This is a genomic window from Acinetobacter sp. WCHAc060006 (assembly GCF_004209135.1).
Taxonomy (GTDB): Bacteria; Pseudomonadota; Gammaproteobacteria; order Pseudomonadales; family Moraxellaceae; genus Acinetobacter; species Acinetobacter cumulans.
On the sequence record NZ_SGSS01000007.1, the window covers coordinates 1 to 17408 of the forward strand.

Annotated in this window: 15 protein-coding genes and 1 pseudogene; 9 read left to right on the forward strand and 7 right to left on the reverse strand. The window is 39.6% G+C overall.

The window, feature by feature from the left end; translation table 11 throughout:
• The 4 genes from EXE29_RS05690 to EXE29_RS05705 form a co-directional block, all read left to right on the forward strand.
• A partial coding sequence (locus EXE29_RS05690; RefSeq protein WP_130125646.1) for a hypothetical protein occupies positions 1–289 on the forward strand: 289 nt, incomplete at its 5' end.
• A gap of 178 nt (positions 290–467) precedes the next feature.
• Complete coding sequence (trmA, locus tag EXE29_RS05695) at positions 468–1553, forward strand: tRNA (uridine(54)-C5)-methyltransferase TrmA (RefSeq protein ID WP_120364216.1); 1086 nt, start codon at positions 468–470, stop codon at positions 1551–1553.
• Between the two features lie 241 nt (positions 1554–1794).
• Complete coding sequence (locus EXE29_RS05700) at positions 1795–2019, forward strand: hypothetical protein (protein ID WP_106984784.1); 225 nt, start codon at positions 1795–1797, stop codon at positions 2017–2019.
• Between the two features lie 187 nt (positions 2020–2206).
• Positions 2207–2455 (forward strand): hypothetical protein, encoded by a 249-nt coding sequence (locus EXE29_RS05705; protein ID WP_120365990.1) that lies wholly within the window; start codon positions 2207–2209, stop codon positions 2453–2455.
• A 69-nt stretch (positions 2456–2524) separates the two neighbouring features.
• Here EXE29_RS05705 and EXE29_RS05710 read toward each other — a convergent pair whose 3' ends face one another.
• Positions 2525–3301 (reverse strand): phosphodiester glycosidase family protein, encoded by a 777-nt coding sequence (locus tag EXE29_RS05710; protein WP_120364214.1) that lies wholly within the window; start codon positions 3299–3301, stop codon positions 2525–2527.
• 117 nt (positions 3302–3418) lie between these two features.
• On the opposite strand from EXE29_RS05710, the gene EXE29_RS05715 reads away from it, so the two are divergent.
• Positions 3419–3955 (forward strand): lecithin retinol acyltransferase family protein, encoded by a 537-nt coding sequence (locus tag EXE29_RS05715; RefSeq protein ID WP_106984787.1) that lies wholly within the window; start codon positions 3419–3421, stop codon positions 3953–3955.
• A 177-nt stretch (positions 3956–4132) separates the two neighbouring features.
• A complete protein-coding gene (locus EXE29_RS05720; protein ID WP_120364213.1) occupies positions 4133–6841 on the forward strand; it encodes a UvrD-helicase domain-containing protein in 2709 nt (902 codons plus the stop codon).
• 71 nt (positions 6842–6912) lie between these two features.
• Here EXE29_RS05720 and EXE29_RS05725 read toward each other — a convergent pair whose 3' ends face one another.
• Entirely contained in the window at positions 6913–7827 is a 915-nt protein-coding gene (locus tag EXE29_RS05725; protein WP_117006674.1) for a bestrophin family protein, read from the reverse strand.
• A 143-nt stretch (positions 7828–7970) separates the two neighbouring features.
• Positions 7971–9698, reverse strand: a complete 1728-nt coding sequence (locus tag EXE29_RS05730; protein ID WP_120364212.1) for a glutamine--tRNA ligase/YqeY domain fusion protein — start codon at positions 9696–9698, stop codon at positions 7971–7973.
• Between the two features lie 236 nt (positions 9699–9934).
• Between EXE29_RS05730 and EXE29_RS05735 the strand changes: the two genes are divergently transcribed.
• Positions 9935–10444 carry a peptidylprolyl isomerase gene (locus tag EXE29_RS05735; RefSeq protein ID WP_106984791.1) on the forward strand — a complete coding sequence of 170 codons (510 nt, stop codon included), beginning with the start codon at positions 9935–9937 and terminating at the stop codon, positions 10442–10444.
• A gap of 107 nt (positions 10445–10551) precedes the next feature.
• Entirely contained in the window at positions 10552–11277 is a 726-nt protein-coding gene (locus tag EXE29_RS05740; protein ID WP_120364211.1) for a UDP-2,3-diacylglucosamine diphosphatase, read from the forward strand.
• A 165-nt stretch (positions 11278–11442) separates the two neighbouring features.
• On the opposite strand, the gene EXE29_RS05745 is transcribed toward EXE29_RS05740, so the two are convergent.
• Together EXE29_RS05745 and EXE29_RS05750 are read right to left on the reverse strand one after the other, a co-directional pair.
• Positions 11443–12699 (reverse strand): acyl-CoA dehydrogenase family protein, encoded by a 1257-nt coding sequence (locus tag EXE29_RS05745; protein WP_120364210.1) that lies wholly within the window; start codon positions 12697–12699, stop codon positions 11443–11445.
• 12 nt (positions 12700–12711) lie between these two features.
• Positions 12712–13884: pseudogene (locus EXE29_RS05750) on the reverse strand (SfnB family sulfur acquisition oxidoreductase); the annotation flags it as partial.
• A gap of 446 nt (positions 13885–14330) precedes the next feature.
• Here EXE29_RS05750 and EXE29_RS05755 point away from each other — a divergent pair.
• The gene (locus tag EXE29_RS05755) at positions 14331–15746 is read left to right on the forward strand and encodes an LLM class flavin-dependent oxidoreductase (RefSeq protein ID WP_120364223.1); all 1416 of its coding nucleotides are present in this window, start codon (positions 14331–14333) and stop codon (positions 15744–15746) included.
• 88 nt (positions 15747–15834) lie between these two features.
• Here EXE29_RS05755 and EXE29_RS05760 read toward each other — a convergent pair whose 3' ends face one another.
• On the reverse strand, positions 15835–16056 hold the full coding sequence (locus EXE29_RS05760) for a transposase (protein ID WP_106984795.1): 222 nt from the start codon (positions 16054–16056) through the stop codon (positions 15835–15837).
• A gap of 399 nt (positions 16057–16455) precedes the next feature.
• Entirely contained in the window at positions 16456–17253 is a 798-nt protein-coding gene (gene hpaI / locus EXE29_RS05765; protein WP_120364208.1) for a 4-hydroxy-2-oxoheptanedioate aldolase, read from the reverse strand.
• Positions 17254–17408 lie beyond the last annotated feature (155 nt).

Below are 17408 nucleotides of genomic sequence, written 5' to 3' on the forward strand. Positions count from 1 at the left end.
TTTTATATTAAAGTACTTATCTAGTATGCCAAAGGCTGTAGCAAATCGTATTGCCGTGGTTCCAGATCTACAAAATGGACAGTTTGATGCAGTGCTGTTCCATGGAACTAAGTCGGAGCTACTGAGCTTACAACAGCAGATTGCCAACCGTGATGGTGCCATCATTGGTATTACTCGATTAGAGCCAGGTCAATATGACATTCCGCTTGAGCGATTTGTCATTGAACGTGCAATTAGCATTAATACTGCCGCTGCAGGTGGTAATGCAAGCCTCATGACCATGAGCTAACCTATCCACGCTTCCTCAGAGCAAGGATCGCCGAAGTTGTATTCGTACAGCTTCGGTTTTTTTTCAGTTAATTCCCAACGCTGTGAGTTTCTTACAACATTTTTAGAATAATTTGACCCTTCAAGTTCAAACTTTGTTACCATCCCTGTTTTGAACATACATGTGATTTTTTCTGTATATGACTTCTTCTTATCAGCAACAACTTGATGCAAAAGTTGAGCGTATTTCAGCGCAATTTGCCGAATTTAATCCTCCTTCACTAGAAGTTTTTAACTCACCTGAGCAAAACTTTCGTATGCGTGCAGAATTCCGTATTTGGCATCGTAAAGAAGGCGGTATGTTCTATGCAATGTTTGAACGTACTGAAGATGACAAGAAAAAAGTTGTAGAGATTAAAGAGTTCCCTATTGCAGATCAAAGCATTAATGACTTAATGCCGAAGTTACTTACTGCATTGGAAGCAGATTCAATGTTATCTGCACGTTTATTCCAAGTCGATTTCCTCGCAACGCTCAGTGGCGAAATGCTGGTATCTTTGCTTTACCATCGTAAGCTTGAGCCAGAATGGGAAGTGGCTGCCAAAGCTTTGGCTAAAGAATTGAACATTCAACTGATTGGCCGTTGCCGTGGTCAAAAGTTTGTTTTAGAAAATGAATTTGTCGTAGAAGAATTACAAGTATTCGATCGCCAATATAAATACAAACAAATTGAAAATAGCTTTACGCAGCCAAATGCCAAGGTTTGTCAAAAAATGTTGGAATGGGCATGTAATGTTGCTCAGCAGTCCGATAAAGACCTACTTGAGCTTTACTGTGGTAATGGTAACTTTACCCTGCCTTTGGCTTCGCGCTTTAACCGCGTATTAGCAACCGAATTAGCAAAATCATCTGTATATGCAGCACAGTGGAATATCGAGCAAAATGGCGTAGACAACATCCAAGTTGCACGTTTATCTGCCGAAGACTTTACACAAGCCTATAATGGCGAACGTGAATTCCGTCGCTTACAAGAAGCCAATATTGATCTTTCAACTTATGACTTCGACACAGTTTTTGTTGATCCACCGCGTGCTGGTATCGACGATGAAACATTAAAATTGATCCAGCGCTTCGAACGCATTATTTATATTTCATGTAACCCAGACACTTTACATGACAATTTAAAAACCTTGTCAAAAACCCACAAAGTCACAAAATTCGCAATGTTCGATCAATTCCCGTATACGCATCATGTAGAATCTGGTGTGTTACTCGAAAAGATTTAAACAAAACATTTCATGTCATAAAAGCATAACCCAAAGAGCTTAACATTAAGCTCTTTTTTATTACTTAAAAATAAGTAAGTTAAAATATACAAGTCCCCTATACTTTCTTTATTTCGTTCATGTTCATTAGATTAATCGGAAAATCTAGTGTTCAACTGATGCTTTTATCACTTTGGTAGACTTGAATTATTTTACAGATTGACTATATTTCGTTCTATCGAAGGTCATAAATGAAGGCTCTATGAGTTTTTGGCAAAAATTGTTCTCAACTGAACAGGAAAACGGGCATAAAAACCAAATTGCTTGCGTTGAAAATGATTGCTCATGCAAATCTAATGAACAACTTCTAGAAGCGCTTGCAAAAGCAACCGATGAAGATGTCATTCTTGGCATAAAGAAAGTTCTAGCTTCTCGTGGCTATAGTCGTAAAGAGCTCAATGAGCTACAACATCTACCATTGCACTAAATTGTAGATTGTACAAAAAGGCATTTCATCCCCATGAAATGCCTTTTTTAATGTCTATAATTTTGGCAATTCAAACCCAAGCTTTCGTCTTCTTAGCTAAATGACTGCTTTGTTTATAATTTTTTTCATCTTTTTGTTATGATGATGCACAATAATGAAAAATTATAAGAAATCAGGGATATTTGCGATGAAACTCCATCTATTGATGTTACTCGGAAGCCTCAGTTTTATACTGACAGGATGCCAACGCCTACCCGAAGAATGCCAAAATTATTGGACTAACATCGAAAAAATATCCAAGCAGATGCAAATGTCTGATCTTCAAATTAAAACACGTAAACAACAGTTTAAAGAGCAAGTCCCTGCCATGAATAAACAAGAAGCAATCGAATACTGTAGCCGACAAAGTAGTTTTCTTAATTTAATGAAAGAATAGCCACCAACCTGTAATTCTCAAAGTAAATCTTCGAACTTCGATACTTTGCTTCCATGTACATAAATTTCTTTAGTTTGAGTCTACAAACACCTTATTGCATGGCTCAAATTCGCTATAAGCCAACATTGGCCCCAATCGCCTCCATGCATCATGTCTGTTCAATGCAGGAATATAAGCACTGGATAATGACCCATCTAAATATAATGCATCATCAACGCCCAGTGCTTCCTTAAAGAAAGTTGCAAACTGATAGAAAGTCAGAGGCTGATTACTAATTACAAAATATAACTGCTGATTTTTCAATCCGACACCATTTCGAATTTTATATGAGCTGGCATCTTTTAAAAAATTAGGATTGATCTGCCCTTGATGGACCAACATTGGGCCTGACTGCGTTGCATAACGTGGATTAAAAGTATTTTTTGCATATTCCGCAGTGCTCTGTAAACGAACTTCCTGATCATTCCAAGCCAACACCCCATTCGGCTGAATCAGAAAGTTACCATAGCCCTGCGTGGCTCTGTTTAAGGATTGAAGTTGCTGGCCATCTTCAACATATAATCCAACTGCCGAATAATCGCTGTGAAACATTCCTGCATTCATTGCAAAACTTAAGGGATGACATGCTTGACGCATTCGCTTAGCCAAATGCGTTAAAGTCGCATAAGGCTCACCATTGCTCTGATACAAATGTAAGCTGAGGGCTTTAAAATTTTTGACTTTCACAACATCTGCCTGAATAGGTTCAGACACACGCCACTGCTCTATATCAGCATCTGCTTGTAGCGCCATACTTATGCCGACCCAACTCAACACAAGGCCATACCATAGCGTCGGTTTATACATGCTGTTCACCTGTCGAATGCTCAAACAAAGTCTAGCCTAAAGAGTCGATTAATTCACAAAAAAGAAGTAGACTAAAAGCCTAACAATACACTTGTAACTTTATTGGCGAACGTAGACATGCATCAGCAGAGCAGACGGTTTCCTTTAGGGGCACATTTAATCGTCAAACATTTTGGTTATAGTCATCACGGCATTTACGCAGGTCGTGGCAGAGTAATTCATTACTCTGGATTCGCGCATCTATTTAAAAAGCATCCCATTGAAATCACTTCAATTGATGAATTTAGCCGTGGCAAACATATCGACGTTCAGCACTATAGCCAACCTAAGTTTACTGGTCGTCGAGTTGTTCGTCGTATGCGTTCACGTATGCACGAAAACCATTATCACCTCATTACCAATAACTGTGAGCATTTGTGCACATGGGCAATCACAGGCGTTGAAAGTAGCCCACAAGTGTACCGTATGATGAATCGCCTCACGACAATTGGCTATGTCAGCTCTGCAATGAGCTTTATGAATAGCATGTTCTTAACGCTTACTACAACTAGCTTTGCACTTGTGTTGTATATTAAGAAAAAATTACGCGATAAAGCCAATCATAGACTGAAACAGTATTTCGATTTTCGCAATCAGCAACAAAAGAATCGCTAAGTCACATTCGAATTATACTGCAACTATTCACCTACTATTTTTGAATAGGTATAGCCCAAATATCCGTTACATCATGACGATTAAAATGCCTTATTTTTCTTAAGTTTTATAGACTGATTCCACTTAAAATCATAAGCTTGTGCTATCGACATTGTAGTTTTAGCGTTTGGGTCTTTTATGATGCTTCAGTTTAATGCAGATCAGCTCAAAGTTATTCAACTGCGCGAAGGCTATCATGCATGTTTAGCCCCTGCAGGAAGTGGTAAAACTGAAGTCCTCACCGAGCGTATTGTGCAAGCTCTAGCGCGTAATGTAAAAGCCGATGATATTTTATGTCTGACTTTTACCAACCGTGCAGGCTTAAATATGCGAGAGAAAGTCACTGCTCGCTTGGCTAAAAATTTTCCACAATTGTTTATTGGCAATCTACATGCCTTTTGCTTCAAATTATTAATGAAGCACTATGACAGCCAGCATCGTGACTTAATCAATGAAGAACTGCAAAAACGCCTCATACGCCAAGCCTTAGAACAATTAAATGCATTACTCATTCAGCCACATCATGAGGTTTTGGTTCAGTTACAACATTGTTTAACCCGCTATGAGCTTAAAGCAAATGCACTCGATGGCTTTGATCCTCAAGCACTCAACTACTGCCATTACAGTATTTTTAAAAATGAAGATCCATACGCTCTATGGAATATGGAAGCGATTCGCAATTTATGTTTGCCCTTAATCTCTGAAGCACGGCATTTTTTAAAACCTGAACAGAAAAGTTATATTCGAAGCCGCTTACGTACCCTTGATCAGAACATTCCTGATCACTGCGTTAAATATGCATTTGTCTTGGCGGTATATTTTAATGAGGCTTATCAAGCACTCAAAAAACACTATCATTTTTATGATTATGATGACCTTATAATAGATGCGCTCGTGCTACAAAATCAGCCTAAGGCCAAACGCTATGGATGGATTCAAATTGATGAAGTACAAGACCTCTCGCCTTTGCATTGGCTTTTGGTCGACCATCTCACTGCCAAAGATGCCCATATTTTAATTTTAGGTGATGTCAATCAATCGATTTATCGTTTTCAAGGTGCATCTGTAGAATTAACCCAAGAGCGCTTAGGGCAAAATGTACATGTATTGGAAGAAAACTACCGTAGTCCAGACAATCTCGTTCAACTGTCTAATCAGTACATGGCATCTAGCCTAGATTCAACCTATAAAATCACAGCACGCGCCCACAAAAAAGCACATCCACGTGCCTTACTGCACTTGCACCGTGAATTTGATACTGAACATACAGCCGACCTCATTCGTCATATTCACATGCTCAACCAAAAAGATGAATCTACCGCCGTTTTGCTGTCGACCAATCGTCAAGCCGATGCCTTTTCAGATCAACTCAATCAGCAAGAGTTAAGGCATTTTTTTGTTGCACAAAATGATTTGTTAAGCCGTGAGTTTTATTTAGACTTTATGGCCTTTGTGAGTGCATTAAAAGACCCTGAAAATCGTTTGGCCTGGGCGCGTCTGTTGTGGCGCTTTGGCAATATTCAGCACTATAAACCTACACATTTAAAAGAGACTGAAGCACAATTTGCTACTATTCAGTTGGTTCATGAACTACGCGAGCATGGTTGTTGGCTCAATAATTTCATTAACATTAGCGACTGCTATCAGCATCAACAGCAGTGTTTAATCCAACATATACAAAACAACAGCTTTGCCTATTTTGATACAGAAACCACCGGGCTTGATCTCGCCCTAAATGATATTGTTCAAATTGCAGCTGTTACGCAAGATCAAGAGCTTAATTTATATTGCCTATCGGATCAGGACTTAAGCGAAAGTTATAAAATTCATGGGATTGATGCGTCTGTACTGGCAAAACATGGTTTAGATGCCAAACAACAGCTACATACATTTATGCAATTTAGTCATGACAAAGCACTGATTGCTCATAATTTAAAGTTTGATCAGGCCATGCTGACTGAGAATTTAAAGCGTTATGCACCCGAATTATCAGACATATTTTTTAGCCAACATAAATTTTGTACGCTAGAACTGACGCGCCAGCTGTTTCCAAATTTAGACAGCTATAAACTTGGGCATTTATTGGCACATTTTAAATTAGACGGCGAAAACAGCCACAATGCCTTAGATGATGTAAAAGCAGGTCGCGCACTATTAAACCCCTTACTGGCTAAAATTCAACAGAATGAAACAGCGCTAAGTGCTTATATCGCACAAGCTGAAAAATGCTTAAACGCATTTAACCAAAACTTTAGCCCGCTCTGGAATTTGGCACAATATAGTATACGGCGTAATGGTGATTTTAAAATTCAGCAACTATTTAAGCTTTATACACACTATATGCAAGCATTTAATCCTCAGCTTTATGAAGCGCATATAGATACAAGTATTGAACAACTTCGAGTCAAACTGCTCAACCATGCAAATTATCATTTTGAGCATATTCATAACCCGTATCAATATTTTGATGAAGCGATTCCCTTCTATCAAACCGCAAAAGAGTCTGATCTCATCACTCCAAATGATCAACTAATTGTCAGTACGATTCATCGCTCCAAAGGGCTTGAGTTTGATCATGTCATTTTGCCAGACTTAACCCATCAAAATTTCCCTGGCTATATGGTCGTCAAAAAACAAAATAGTGAATCACAGCTCCATCAAAATGAAGGTCATCAGCTGTATAAAGAACAAAAGCGCTTGTTATATGTCGCCATTACCCGCGCCAAACAGAGCCTGACCATTGGTAGCTATAATCTTAAAAGCATTGAACAAAGCTGGTATAAGCCGCGACACTATAAAATCACTAGTTTCATGCATAAACATCAAGCTAACTTTGAGTCGATTTAATCCATATATCTAAATTTGAACGCATTCAATTGAGCGATACCAAAATCGCTCAATTTCGCTCACCATAAACCCTAAAGTAGATTTCCTTTGGCTGTCGCACTCACTGGTGGTGGTAGCTCCAAATCCAAGGAACTCAGCATTTCACGCTCTACCCCACGCACTATGGCATCCAAAGCCAAGTCATTTTCTTGCACACCAAAGGGTTCTTCTAGCTCTGCGCTTAATGCATCTAGACCTAAAAACAAATAGGCGATCAGCGCCACGATAATGGGTGTCCATACGCCAAGACTGGTGGCTAAACTAAAAGGCAAAATAAAGCAAAATGAATATACCGCGCGATGCAACAACACCGAATATGAAAATGGTAAAGGTGTTGATGAAATCCGATCGCAACCAGCGTGAATATCCCCCAAAGCCACCACATGCTGACTGATGGTTTGGTAAATAATATCGCTGATAGTGCCTTGCTGATATAAATTGGCTAAGTCCTGCTGCACCAATTCAAGTAAATATTGGGGTGCATTAAAATGGTTTTGAAGTTTGTGCCATTGCTGATCATTCAATCCTAAGGCCACTTGCGTTTGGCTAAAGTACATATCTTGCTTACGCAAACGATCACGTAATAAAGCACTAAACTGCATGACTCTCAGCATCATCAATTGGCGTGAAGTCTCAGGCAACACATGGCTATCGCGACAGATATGACGCGTTTGAGCAATCAATGCTCCCCATAATTTACGGCCCTCCCACCAACGGTCATAGCAAGCTGTATTTCGAAAACTCAGAAAAATCGAAAGAATCACACCAAAAATTGTAAATCCAATGGCAGGTACTTCAGGCATATTCACATAATGGCGTGCATTTAAATACACCAAACTAGCCGATATTAGGACCACAATAGCCAGTGCAGGCACAACTTTGGGTAAAATTGTGCCATGCCATGCAAATAAAAGTTTAAAACTATTGGCTTTATCTCGAACAATCATCTGCTCACCTTAGATTAAGATCCCACAAAAAAGCCCAACCGAGGTTGAGCTTTTGAATCAAGATCGGAGGCGAACCTCAAGCAAGTTAGACGCTAGTTTTCACTCAACATACTTTCGGCTACCTTTTCATTTGATGGTGTAAATTATTTACCTGGCTTAAAGCTGTCTTTTAAGTCCAAAATGCGGTTAAACACAAGTTTTTCATTGCTGTAATCGTGTTGATCTGCAACAAAATAACCTTCACGTTCAAATTGGAAACGATCTTCAGCTTGTACTTGTGCCAATGAAGGTTCAACTACAGCTTCCACAATCGTTAAAGAATTTGGATTTAAGTTTTCTAAGAAATCTTCACTGATTTCAGGATCTGCTTCTGTAAATAGACGATCGTAAATACGAACTTCTGCTTTTACACCTTTGGTTGCAGAAACCCAATGTACAACGCCTTTCACTTTACGCCCTTCAGGGTTTTTACCTAAAGTTTCAGGATCAATTGAACATTTCAGCTCAACCACCTCACCATTTTCATCTTTAATGACTTCGTCGCACTTAATCACGTACGCATGACGTAAACGAACTTCACCACCCGGAATTAAACGTTTAAAGCCTTTTGGTGCAACTTCTTCAAAGTCCTTACGGTCAATGTAAAGCTCAGACGTTAACGGAATTACGCGCTCGCCCATATCTACGTTTGGATGACGTGCATGTACCAAGTCCATGTCTTGTGGCAAGTTGGTTAACGTCACTTTAAGTGGATTTAACACCGCCATTGCACGGCTTGCTGTATTTTCTAAAGATTGGCGAATACAGAATTCAAGCATTGCAACATCGACAATACTGCCATCAACTTTAGTTACACCAACACGCTTACAGAACTCACGTAAGCCTTCTGCTGTAAAACCACGACGACGCATACCCACAACTGTTGGTAAACGTGGATCATCCCAACCATTTACAAAACCGCCATCCACTAAACGACGTAATTTACGCTTAGAAGTAATGGTGTAGTCGACATTTAAACGGCTAGATTCGTACTGACGTGGTACTGCAGGTGATTTAACTTTTTCTACAACCCAGTCATAGAATGGACGGTGATCTACAAACTCTAATGTACACAATGAATGCGTAATGCCTTCAATCGCATCGGATAAAGGATGCGCATAATCGTACATTGGGTACATTTTCCATTTATCACCTGTTTGGTGATGCTCAGAATGTAGTACACGGTACAAAATTGGATCACGCATGTGAACGTTTGGAGATGCCATATCAATTTTGGCACGCAGTACAGCTTTACCTTCGCCAAGTTCGCCATTACGCATTTGCTCAAAACGTGCAAGGTTTTCTTCAACCGACGCATCACGTTGTGGTGAGTTTTTGCCTAGATCGACAAAATTACCGCGGTTTAAACGAATTTCTTCAGGGCTTTGCAAATCTACGTATGCATCGCCTTGTTCAATCAGTTGCACAGCCCATGTATACAGCTGGTCAAAATAGCTTGATGCATAGCGTGGTTCGCCATTCCAATCAAAACCTAACCATTTTACGTCGTTGGCAATACCATCTACGTATTCTTGCTCTTCTGCATCAGGATTAGTGTCATCAAAGCGAAGGTTACATAAACCTTCAAACTCTTGTGCAATACCAAAGTTTAAGCAAATTGCTTTTACATGGCCAATATGTAGATAACCATTTGGTTCTGGTGGGAAGCGCGTAACAACTTGTTTTGAACGGCCAGTAGCCAAATCGTCCGTAATAATTTGACGAACAAAATCTAAGCCAGGCTGTTGTTCTTGCTGCGCAGCATCGACAGACGCATTATTACTTGGTGTCGGGTTATTTGGCAGTGTTGAAACAACATCATTCGGCTTCATAGTTAAAAAATCACTTTTGATGAAAAAAATATAGGGATAAATTGGGTTTGTTAAACCTTCATCATTCTAGCTGATCTGCCAGATGATTTATGAATGTTTTACAGCCCCTTAAACGATATTTGATCTATTTTACAAAGAAAATAACGTTTTTACTTGCCTTGTAGTTTACAGTTTGCTTATGCTTCTCACAACCAAAAAACCCATGGCTTTGTTGTCCATGATTAGGAGATTACACAATGAGTTTTCCTCAAGTCGAATTAAACACCAATAAAGGTCGTATTGTTCTTGAGCTTAACAGTGAAAAAGCACCAAAAACTGTAGCTAACTTCTTAGAATACGTTCGTGACGGTTTCTATGACGGCGTGATTTTCCACCGCGTAATCGACGGATTCATGATCCAAGGTGGCGGTATGGATGAAAACTTTAAAGAAAAAGCAACACGCGATGCAATTGAAAACGAAGCTGACAACGGCTTAACCAATGACCTTGGTACAATTGCAATGGCACGTACACAAGCACCTCACTCTGCTTCTGCACAATTCTTTATTAACGTTGGCAACAACTCTTTCCTTAACCACTCTGGCAAAAATGCTCAAGGTTGGGGTTATGCAGTATTTGGTAAAGTAACTGAAGGTCTAGACGTAGTTAACGCAATTAAAGGCGTTCGTACAGGTAACCGTGGTTACCACGCTGACGTTCCGCTTGAAAACGTAGTGATCGAATCTGCAAAAATCATTGCTGAATAAATAACATCCTCTCCATTCTTTATTAGTTTTAAAGCATCGCTTTAAAATGGAGTAATGAAAAGGTTTCTCTATTTAGAGAAACCTTGAGGATGATAAGGAAAAGATTTGTGACCTATCTGTTTATCGCTGATTTACATTTGTCACCTGATCACCCTCGACTCGTTCGGGGGTTTTTGGATTTATTAGAACACTATAAAACCCAGCAAACCCAGCTGTATATTTTAGGCGACTGGTTTAATGCGTGGATTGGCGATGACTACAGTGCCCCATGGCTGAATGAAATTGTACAGGCCTTGCAAATTTTTCATGCATCAGGCAATCAGGTTTATTTTGTTGTAGGTAATCGTGACTTCTCCTTAGGGCAACAATTTCTCAATCAATTCCACGGTACTTTGCTCAAAGAAATCTCTACGCTACAAATTGGCAATACACGGTATCGCATTGAACATGGTGATCTCCTTTGCACCGATGACCTATCCTACCAACGCTTTCGTAAAGTAATTCGTAACCCACTCATTTTAGGCTTACTCAAAAAAACACCTTTAAGCTTCCGACAAAAATTAGCACATGGCTTTCGCAAAAAAAGCCAACAAGCCAATCAAATTAAAAGCTATGAAGTGATGGATGTGAATCAACAGGCCGTTGAAAATGCTTTGGCTCATGTCGATGTATTAATTCATGGTCATACACACCGCCCAGCCATTCACCAAGTTGCACATAAACAACGTATTGTATTAGGCGACTGGCGTGCACATGAGGCGCAAATTTTAGAAATATCCCCTCAAAATCATATAAGCCCACCATCCTTAAAACTCAGTACGTGGTCATATTAAAGTTACAACCAGTTTCGACATTCCTCCTCACATAGCAAATTTCAGGTCTGAATGCTTTAAATTCAACAGTGCGTTTACTGCTATTCAAAAATTGAGTCATAAGTTCTCAAAACAATAAAAAACTGCCAAATGACAGTTTTTTATTACTTATTCAAATGTGTACGATTAAGCAGCAATTTCAGCTTGCTTCGCTACAGGGCTATTACCAATTTGCCAAACATAAGGTAAGGCCGTTTGATTAACCACCCAGTCCCCAATCACCTTTTGCTTATAAATAAGTGGGTTATGTGAAGATACCACACGTGCATTACGCCAGAAACGATCCAGTTGCTTAGCCGTACTACTGGCCGATGCACCCAAGCTGTTAAATAATTCTGTACTTAAATTAAGCACCAATTCAGAGATAACAACCTGACCTTGGGATGACTCCAATTCAGCACGGTCATTGGCCTGTTGCTCGAAGGTGGCATCCGACTGAAAATGACTCAGATAAGCAACATCCAAAGCTTTTGCTGTAGCTAATGTAATAGCTTCACTGGCATAGGCTTGAGCTGAAGCTTTACCAATGACTTGTAAAATTTGCGCATCATCACGGACTAAATCTGCATTGCCATGACTAAAGATTCGTGTACGCTGACGAACTTCTTCGCTAAAAGTCGCCACTGCGCTGTGTGCAATACCTGCCAAAGTTGCGAGATGCACCACTTGATAGAATGCAGTTTGGTACTTAAAACGCTGCTCAAATGGCAAAATGTGATCGCGCTCAATGGCCACATCTTGAATGGTTAAAGTACCACTCCCCGTGGTTTTCTGGCCAAAACCATCCCAATCATCGCTAATTTTTACCCCTGCATCCTTTGTAGCAACTGCTGCAATCACATGCTGATTTTGGGTTTCATCCAAAGCAAAAAGATCAATCCAATCCGCAAAAATAGTGCCGGTTGAATAATACTTTTGCCCATTCACACTTAATTGTCCATCTTGATTGGCCGTCACTCGTGTAGCAACATCACCAATTTCAACTTGGCCAATTTCCGTCCAAGCATTGCCCACCAAATCACCCTGTACAAAACGCTTAAACCATATCGTTTGATCTTGATCTTTATGCGCATTTAATCGGTCTTCGACAAAGGCAAAATGCCCACGCAGTGCTTGCACCACATTTGAATCGGCTTTCGCTAATTCAATCAATAGGCGAAACAGTTGCTGTTGAGATAGTCCATCACCACCAAATGCCGTTGGTACACGTACTGCGCCAAAGCCTACTTGCTTTAGAGCTTGAATAGCGTCAAATGGTAGCTTACGCTGCGTTTCACGCTCTAATGCACCTAAAGCAATCTGCTGAAAAATAGGACGAAATTTTGTCGCAACCTGCTCGTAATCAGCACCGAGTGATAAATTTTGATTATTTTGAATGCTCATATTTAATTCCTCTTAGCTCCAAGCATGACGGGGTAAGGCAACACCATTAAGATAATAATTTCCAACAAGATTTAATTTCCAACGTACAGGGTCATGTAGCGTATGGGTACGGGCATTGCGCCAATGACGATCTAAATTCAGCTCAGATAAAGTTGAACGTGTACCTGACAACTCAAACAGCTTATTGGCTGCCAAAAGTGCAATTTCAGTGGTCAGCACTTTAGATTCAGCCGTGAGTAAAGTCGCTTGAGACACCGTTTCTTCTGTAGGTTCTTGCAAAGCTTTATCAATTGCCACTGCGGCTAAATCTAATACAGCCTCTGCTGCACGTAATTTAATTTTTATTTCACCAATATTGGCAATGGTATATGGGTCTTGTACAGCCTGCTCTAAACCCGAATCAATCCAAGGACGAGCATGCTGACGCACGTAGTCAATGGTTTCTTGAATCGCGCCACGGGCGATACCTGCATCTACCGCAGATTGAATAAATTGTGAAATTGCACCAGCAACTGTAGGACGCTCAAATGCCTGATGGATTGGTACAACATACTTTAAATCGACTTTCACATTGTCTAAAAGCACTGAACCACTGACAGTTGTACGTTGCCCAAAGCCACTCCAGTCATTAATGATAGTTAAGCCTGGTGTGTGTTGTGGCACTAAGGCTGCATAAGGCTTTCCATCATTAACTGCAACCACGGGAACCCAATGCGCAAGTAAGGCCCCTGTCGCAAAGAATTTTTGCCCATTAATAAGGGCATGATCTGCTTCAAAATCGATACGCGTAGTGAGCTCAGCCACGTTTTTTGAACCTTTTTCCGAAAATGCATTGCCAAAGCGTTTACCTTGTAATACTTGCTCAAAGAAAAAAGCTTGTTGCTCAGGTTGAGCATCTAAACGGATATGCTCTACAAAAGCCCAGTGGTTTTGGGCAATTTGCCCCAAAGAAGAGTCTACACTCGAAATAATTTTGACAACTTCTGCCAGCGTCTTATAACTTACGCCTGCACCACCAAACTCACGTGGAACGTTAATCCCCCATAGCCCAGAGGCAGAATAGCGTTGTACCTCTTGTAAAGGTAAGCGTCTTTCATGGTCACGCTTTGAAGCCTCTTTGGCAAATTCATGTGCCAAAGTTTCAGCAATTGCTATTGCTTCTTCATCGCTACGAACCACATGGGCTAAATCGTCAGAATGATAAAAATCACGAGGAATCTTTTGTGCATCTTTTAATTTAATTTCAATTTTTGATGTCATTTTTTCAATGCTCAAATGGTTATTTATAATTAAGCTAGCACTTTTTATTTTGATTTTTTATATATTAATCTTCAAACCAAATCACTTTATTTAAAATACAAAATACCGATATATTTTATTTCATAATAATGTCATTCTTCCTTACAATTTAATAATAATTAAACATAAATCTCAAATAACCCAAAAACAACAATCCATAAATTAAACATATATTTCAATATCTTAAACAAATATTAAGTTAATTTTAAAGACTTATTTATAAATCACAATTATTGCTATATCAATTATATGATAAACATTCATTTTTTTATTCATAACGTATCCGTATATTTTTCTTAATATAAAAGCAAGCTCCACATATAGATTACATGATGACAAAACAAATTCGCTTTAATGCCTTTGAAATGAATTGCATTGCCCACCAATCGCCTGGTTTATGGCGACATCCGCTTGACCGCTCTACCGAATATAAAGACCTAGAATACTGGACTGACTTAGCCAAAATTTTAGAACGTGGCATCTTTGATGGTGTGTTTATTGCAGATGTTTTAGGTATTTACGATGTTTATCATGGTTCAGCTGAACACGCTTTAACAGGTGCAGTACAAGTCCCTGTCAATGATCCCTTGCAAATTGTACCAGCAATGGCTGCCGTAACTCAGCACTTAGGATTTGGGGTAACGACCTCTATTTCATTCGAACATCCATATCCATTTGCACGGCGTATGAGTACCTTAGACCATCTTACCAAAGGCCGTGCTGGCTGGAATATCGTGACATCTTATTTAGAAAGTGGCTCAAAAAATTTAGGCCTAAAAACTCAAGTCAGCCATGACAATCGTTATGACATTGCGGATGAATACTTAGAGGTTTTATATAAGCTTTGGGAAGGTTCTTGGGAAGATGATGCTGTCTTACGTGATAAGCAAAAAGGCATCTTTGCAGATCATACAAAAGTTCACCCTATTCAACATGAAGGGCAATATTTTAGCGTACCAGGCATTCATATTTGTGAACCGTCACCGCAGCGTACTCCTGTTTTATATCAAGCTGGCGCATCAGCACGTGGGCAAAAATTTGCCAGTCAAAATGCTGAATGTGTGTTTATTTCTGCACCAACACAAGTCGCTGTTAAAAAATTAGCTTCAGGTATTCGCCATAATTTAGCCCAAGAAGGCAAAGATCCAAACTCTGTACTGATCTACACCATGTTGGCAATTGTGGTAGATGAAACTGATGAAAAAGCTCAAGCTAAATTTCGTGAATATCAACAATATGGCAGTTACGATGGTGGCTTGACGCTTGCATCGGGTTGGTCAGGTGTCGATTTTGCTCAATTTAAAGCCACAGACCAAGTCGAATATATTCAGACCAATGCCATTCAATCAATGTTGCAGTCTTATGTTGAAGCAGATCCAAATAAAGTGTGGACCATTGAAGAAATTGCACACTGGACCAGTGTCGGTGGTAATGGGCCTGTCATTGTTGGCTCACCAACAACGGTTGCAGATCGACTGCAAGAGTGGATTGATGTGACAGGAATTGATGGCTTTAACCTCGCATATATTTTGGCTCATCAGAGCTTTGAAGATGTTGTGACTTATGTTGTCCCCGAATTGCAACGTAGAGGCGTTTATCCTACAGCATATCGTGAAGGCACCTTACGCGAGAAGCTGTTTGCACAAGGGCCAAGACTTCCAGATGAGCATCGTGCAGCGCAATATCGCCACCGTAATTCAGCACCCAAAACAACACAAAGCCTTGAAGCGGATACTGTCAGCGTATAGCACGACATAAATTCAAGCATAAAAAAACGGTAACTATTCAAGTTACCGTTTTTTTGTTGAACTGTATAAACAGTCTTTTGATATCAGATTAATGACTTAAGCGATACAATTGATTTGGGCCCGTATAGAAGCTTTTACCATCCAAATTTAAAGCAAAAGTTTCACCTGTTTCCAATTCAATCATTTGTCCTACATCCACCCAAACAAAACCATTTGGTGTATTTTGTTGGCGTTGCATAGGTACCAATTTCACATTAATTTGACCGCCATTTGACTGGCTGGCAATATGCCATTCATTTAATTTTTTCATTACAATTACTCAAAGTTGAGCATTTGTGACAATCACGCAAAGAGATAAATTAACGCAGATAGAGGAATTATTCTGTATTACTAACTACTAGATGCAATCTAAGCAACTCACTTAGATTTTATATAAATCACAAACCGCTATATAAATAGAAAAGCAGGAACAATACCCACCTATTAGTTATTCTTTTATACATTTTTTAACTTAACAAAGCAAATTTAACTTGTAACATTTTTTAAACAATCAGTATAAAAGTGCTTATTTTTTTCTTATTCTTCACTGTTTTATTCAATCGCTTTAAAAAATATTGTGTTTTATTACAGGTGCTTTCATGCCTAAAGATCAAGACATGAAAGCGCATAATGTGTGCAATTCAGCATTACAATTTTAACGCTCGACTGCTTAATAACCTGCAGAAACTTGTACCTCTTCTGCATCTGGTTTGTAACGCTGAAGCAAAGTTCTTAGCGACTGCATTAATACGCTGGTATCTACACCGACTGCTACAAACTCCGTACCTAAGGCTAAATACTGCTCGGTTGCTTCATGTTGTGTAGACAATATACCTGCTGCTTTGCCAGATGCACGAATGCGCTGAATAGCATCAATCACGGCTTTTTGTACTTCAGGGTGGTTCGGATTACCTTCATAGCCCATTGTTGCAGATAAATCTACTGCACCAATAAAAATACCATCAATCCCTTCTACTTTTAAAATATCGTCTAAATTGGCAAGTCCTTCTACAGACTCAATTTGAATTAATAAACAAATATTTTCATGTGCAGTTGCATAATAGTCAGGGATACTGTTCCAGCGTGTTGCACGTGCTAATGCAGCCCCTACGCCACGCACACCTTCTGGCGGATAACGAACTGCTTTAACCATCAGTTCGGCTTGCTCAACCGACTCCACCATTGGAATCAACAAAGTCTGTGCGCCAATATCTAATAATTGCTTTATCAATTGCACACTGCCAATCGGCGGGCGCACGACTGCTTGTGAAGGATAGGCTGCTATACTTTGCAACTGCGATAAGGTTGTGCGCAAATCACTCGGCGCATGCTCACCATCAATAAGTAACCAATCATAGCCGGCATTGGCAGCAATTTCAGTCCCATAAGCATCTGCAAGCCCAACCCAGAGGCCAATTTGCTGCTGAGTTTTTAATTTACGTTTAAAGTGGTTTGTGTAATCTATCATTTACTTGCTCAGTGCAGGAGAAGAGACATCCTTTGATTAAACGCCTTTTGGTAGATTCTGCCAATAGAGATTTTATATCAATTCATTGCTCAAAGTTATTAATAGAATACTTGTAGTAAACTGTAAATATTGAGATTATTAGAAAAATCAAACTT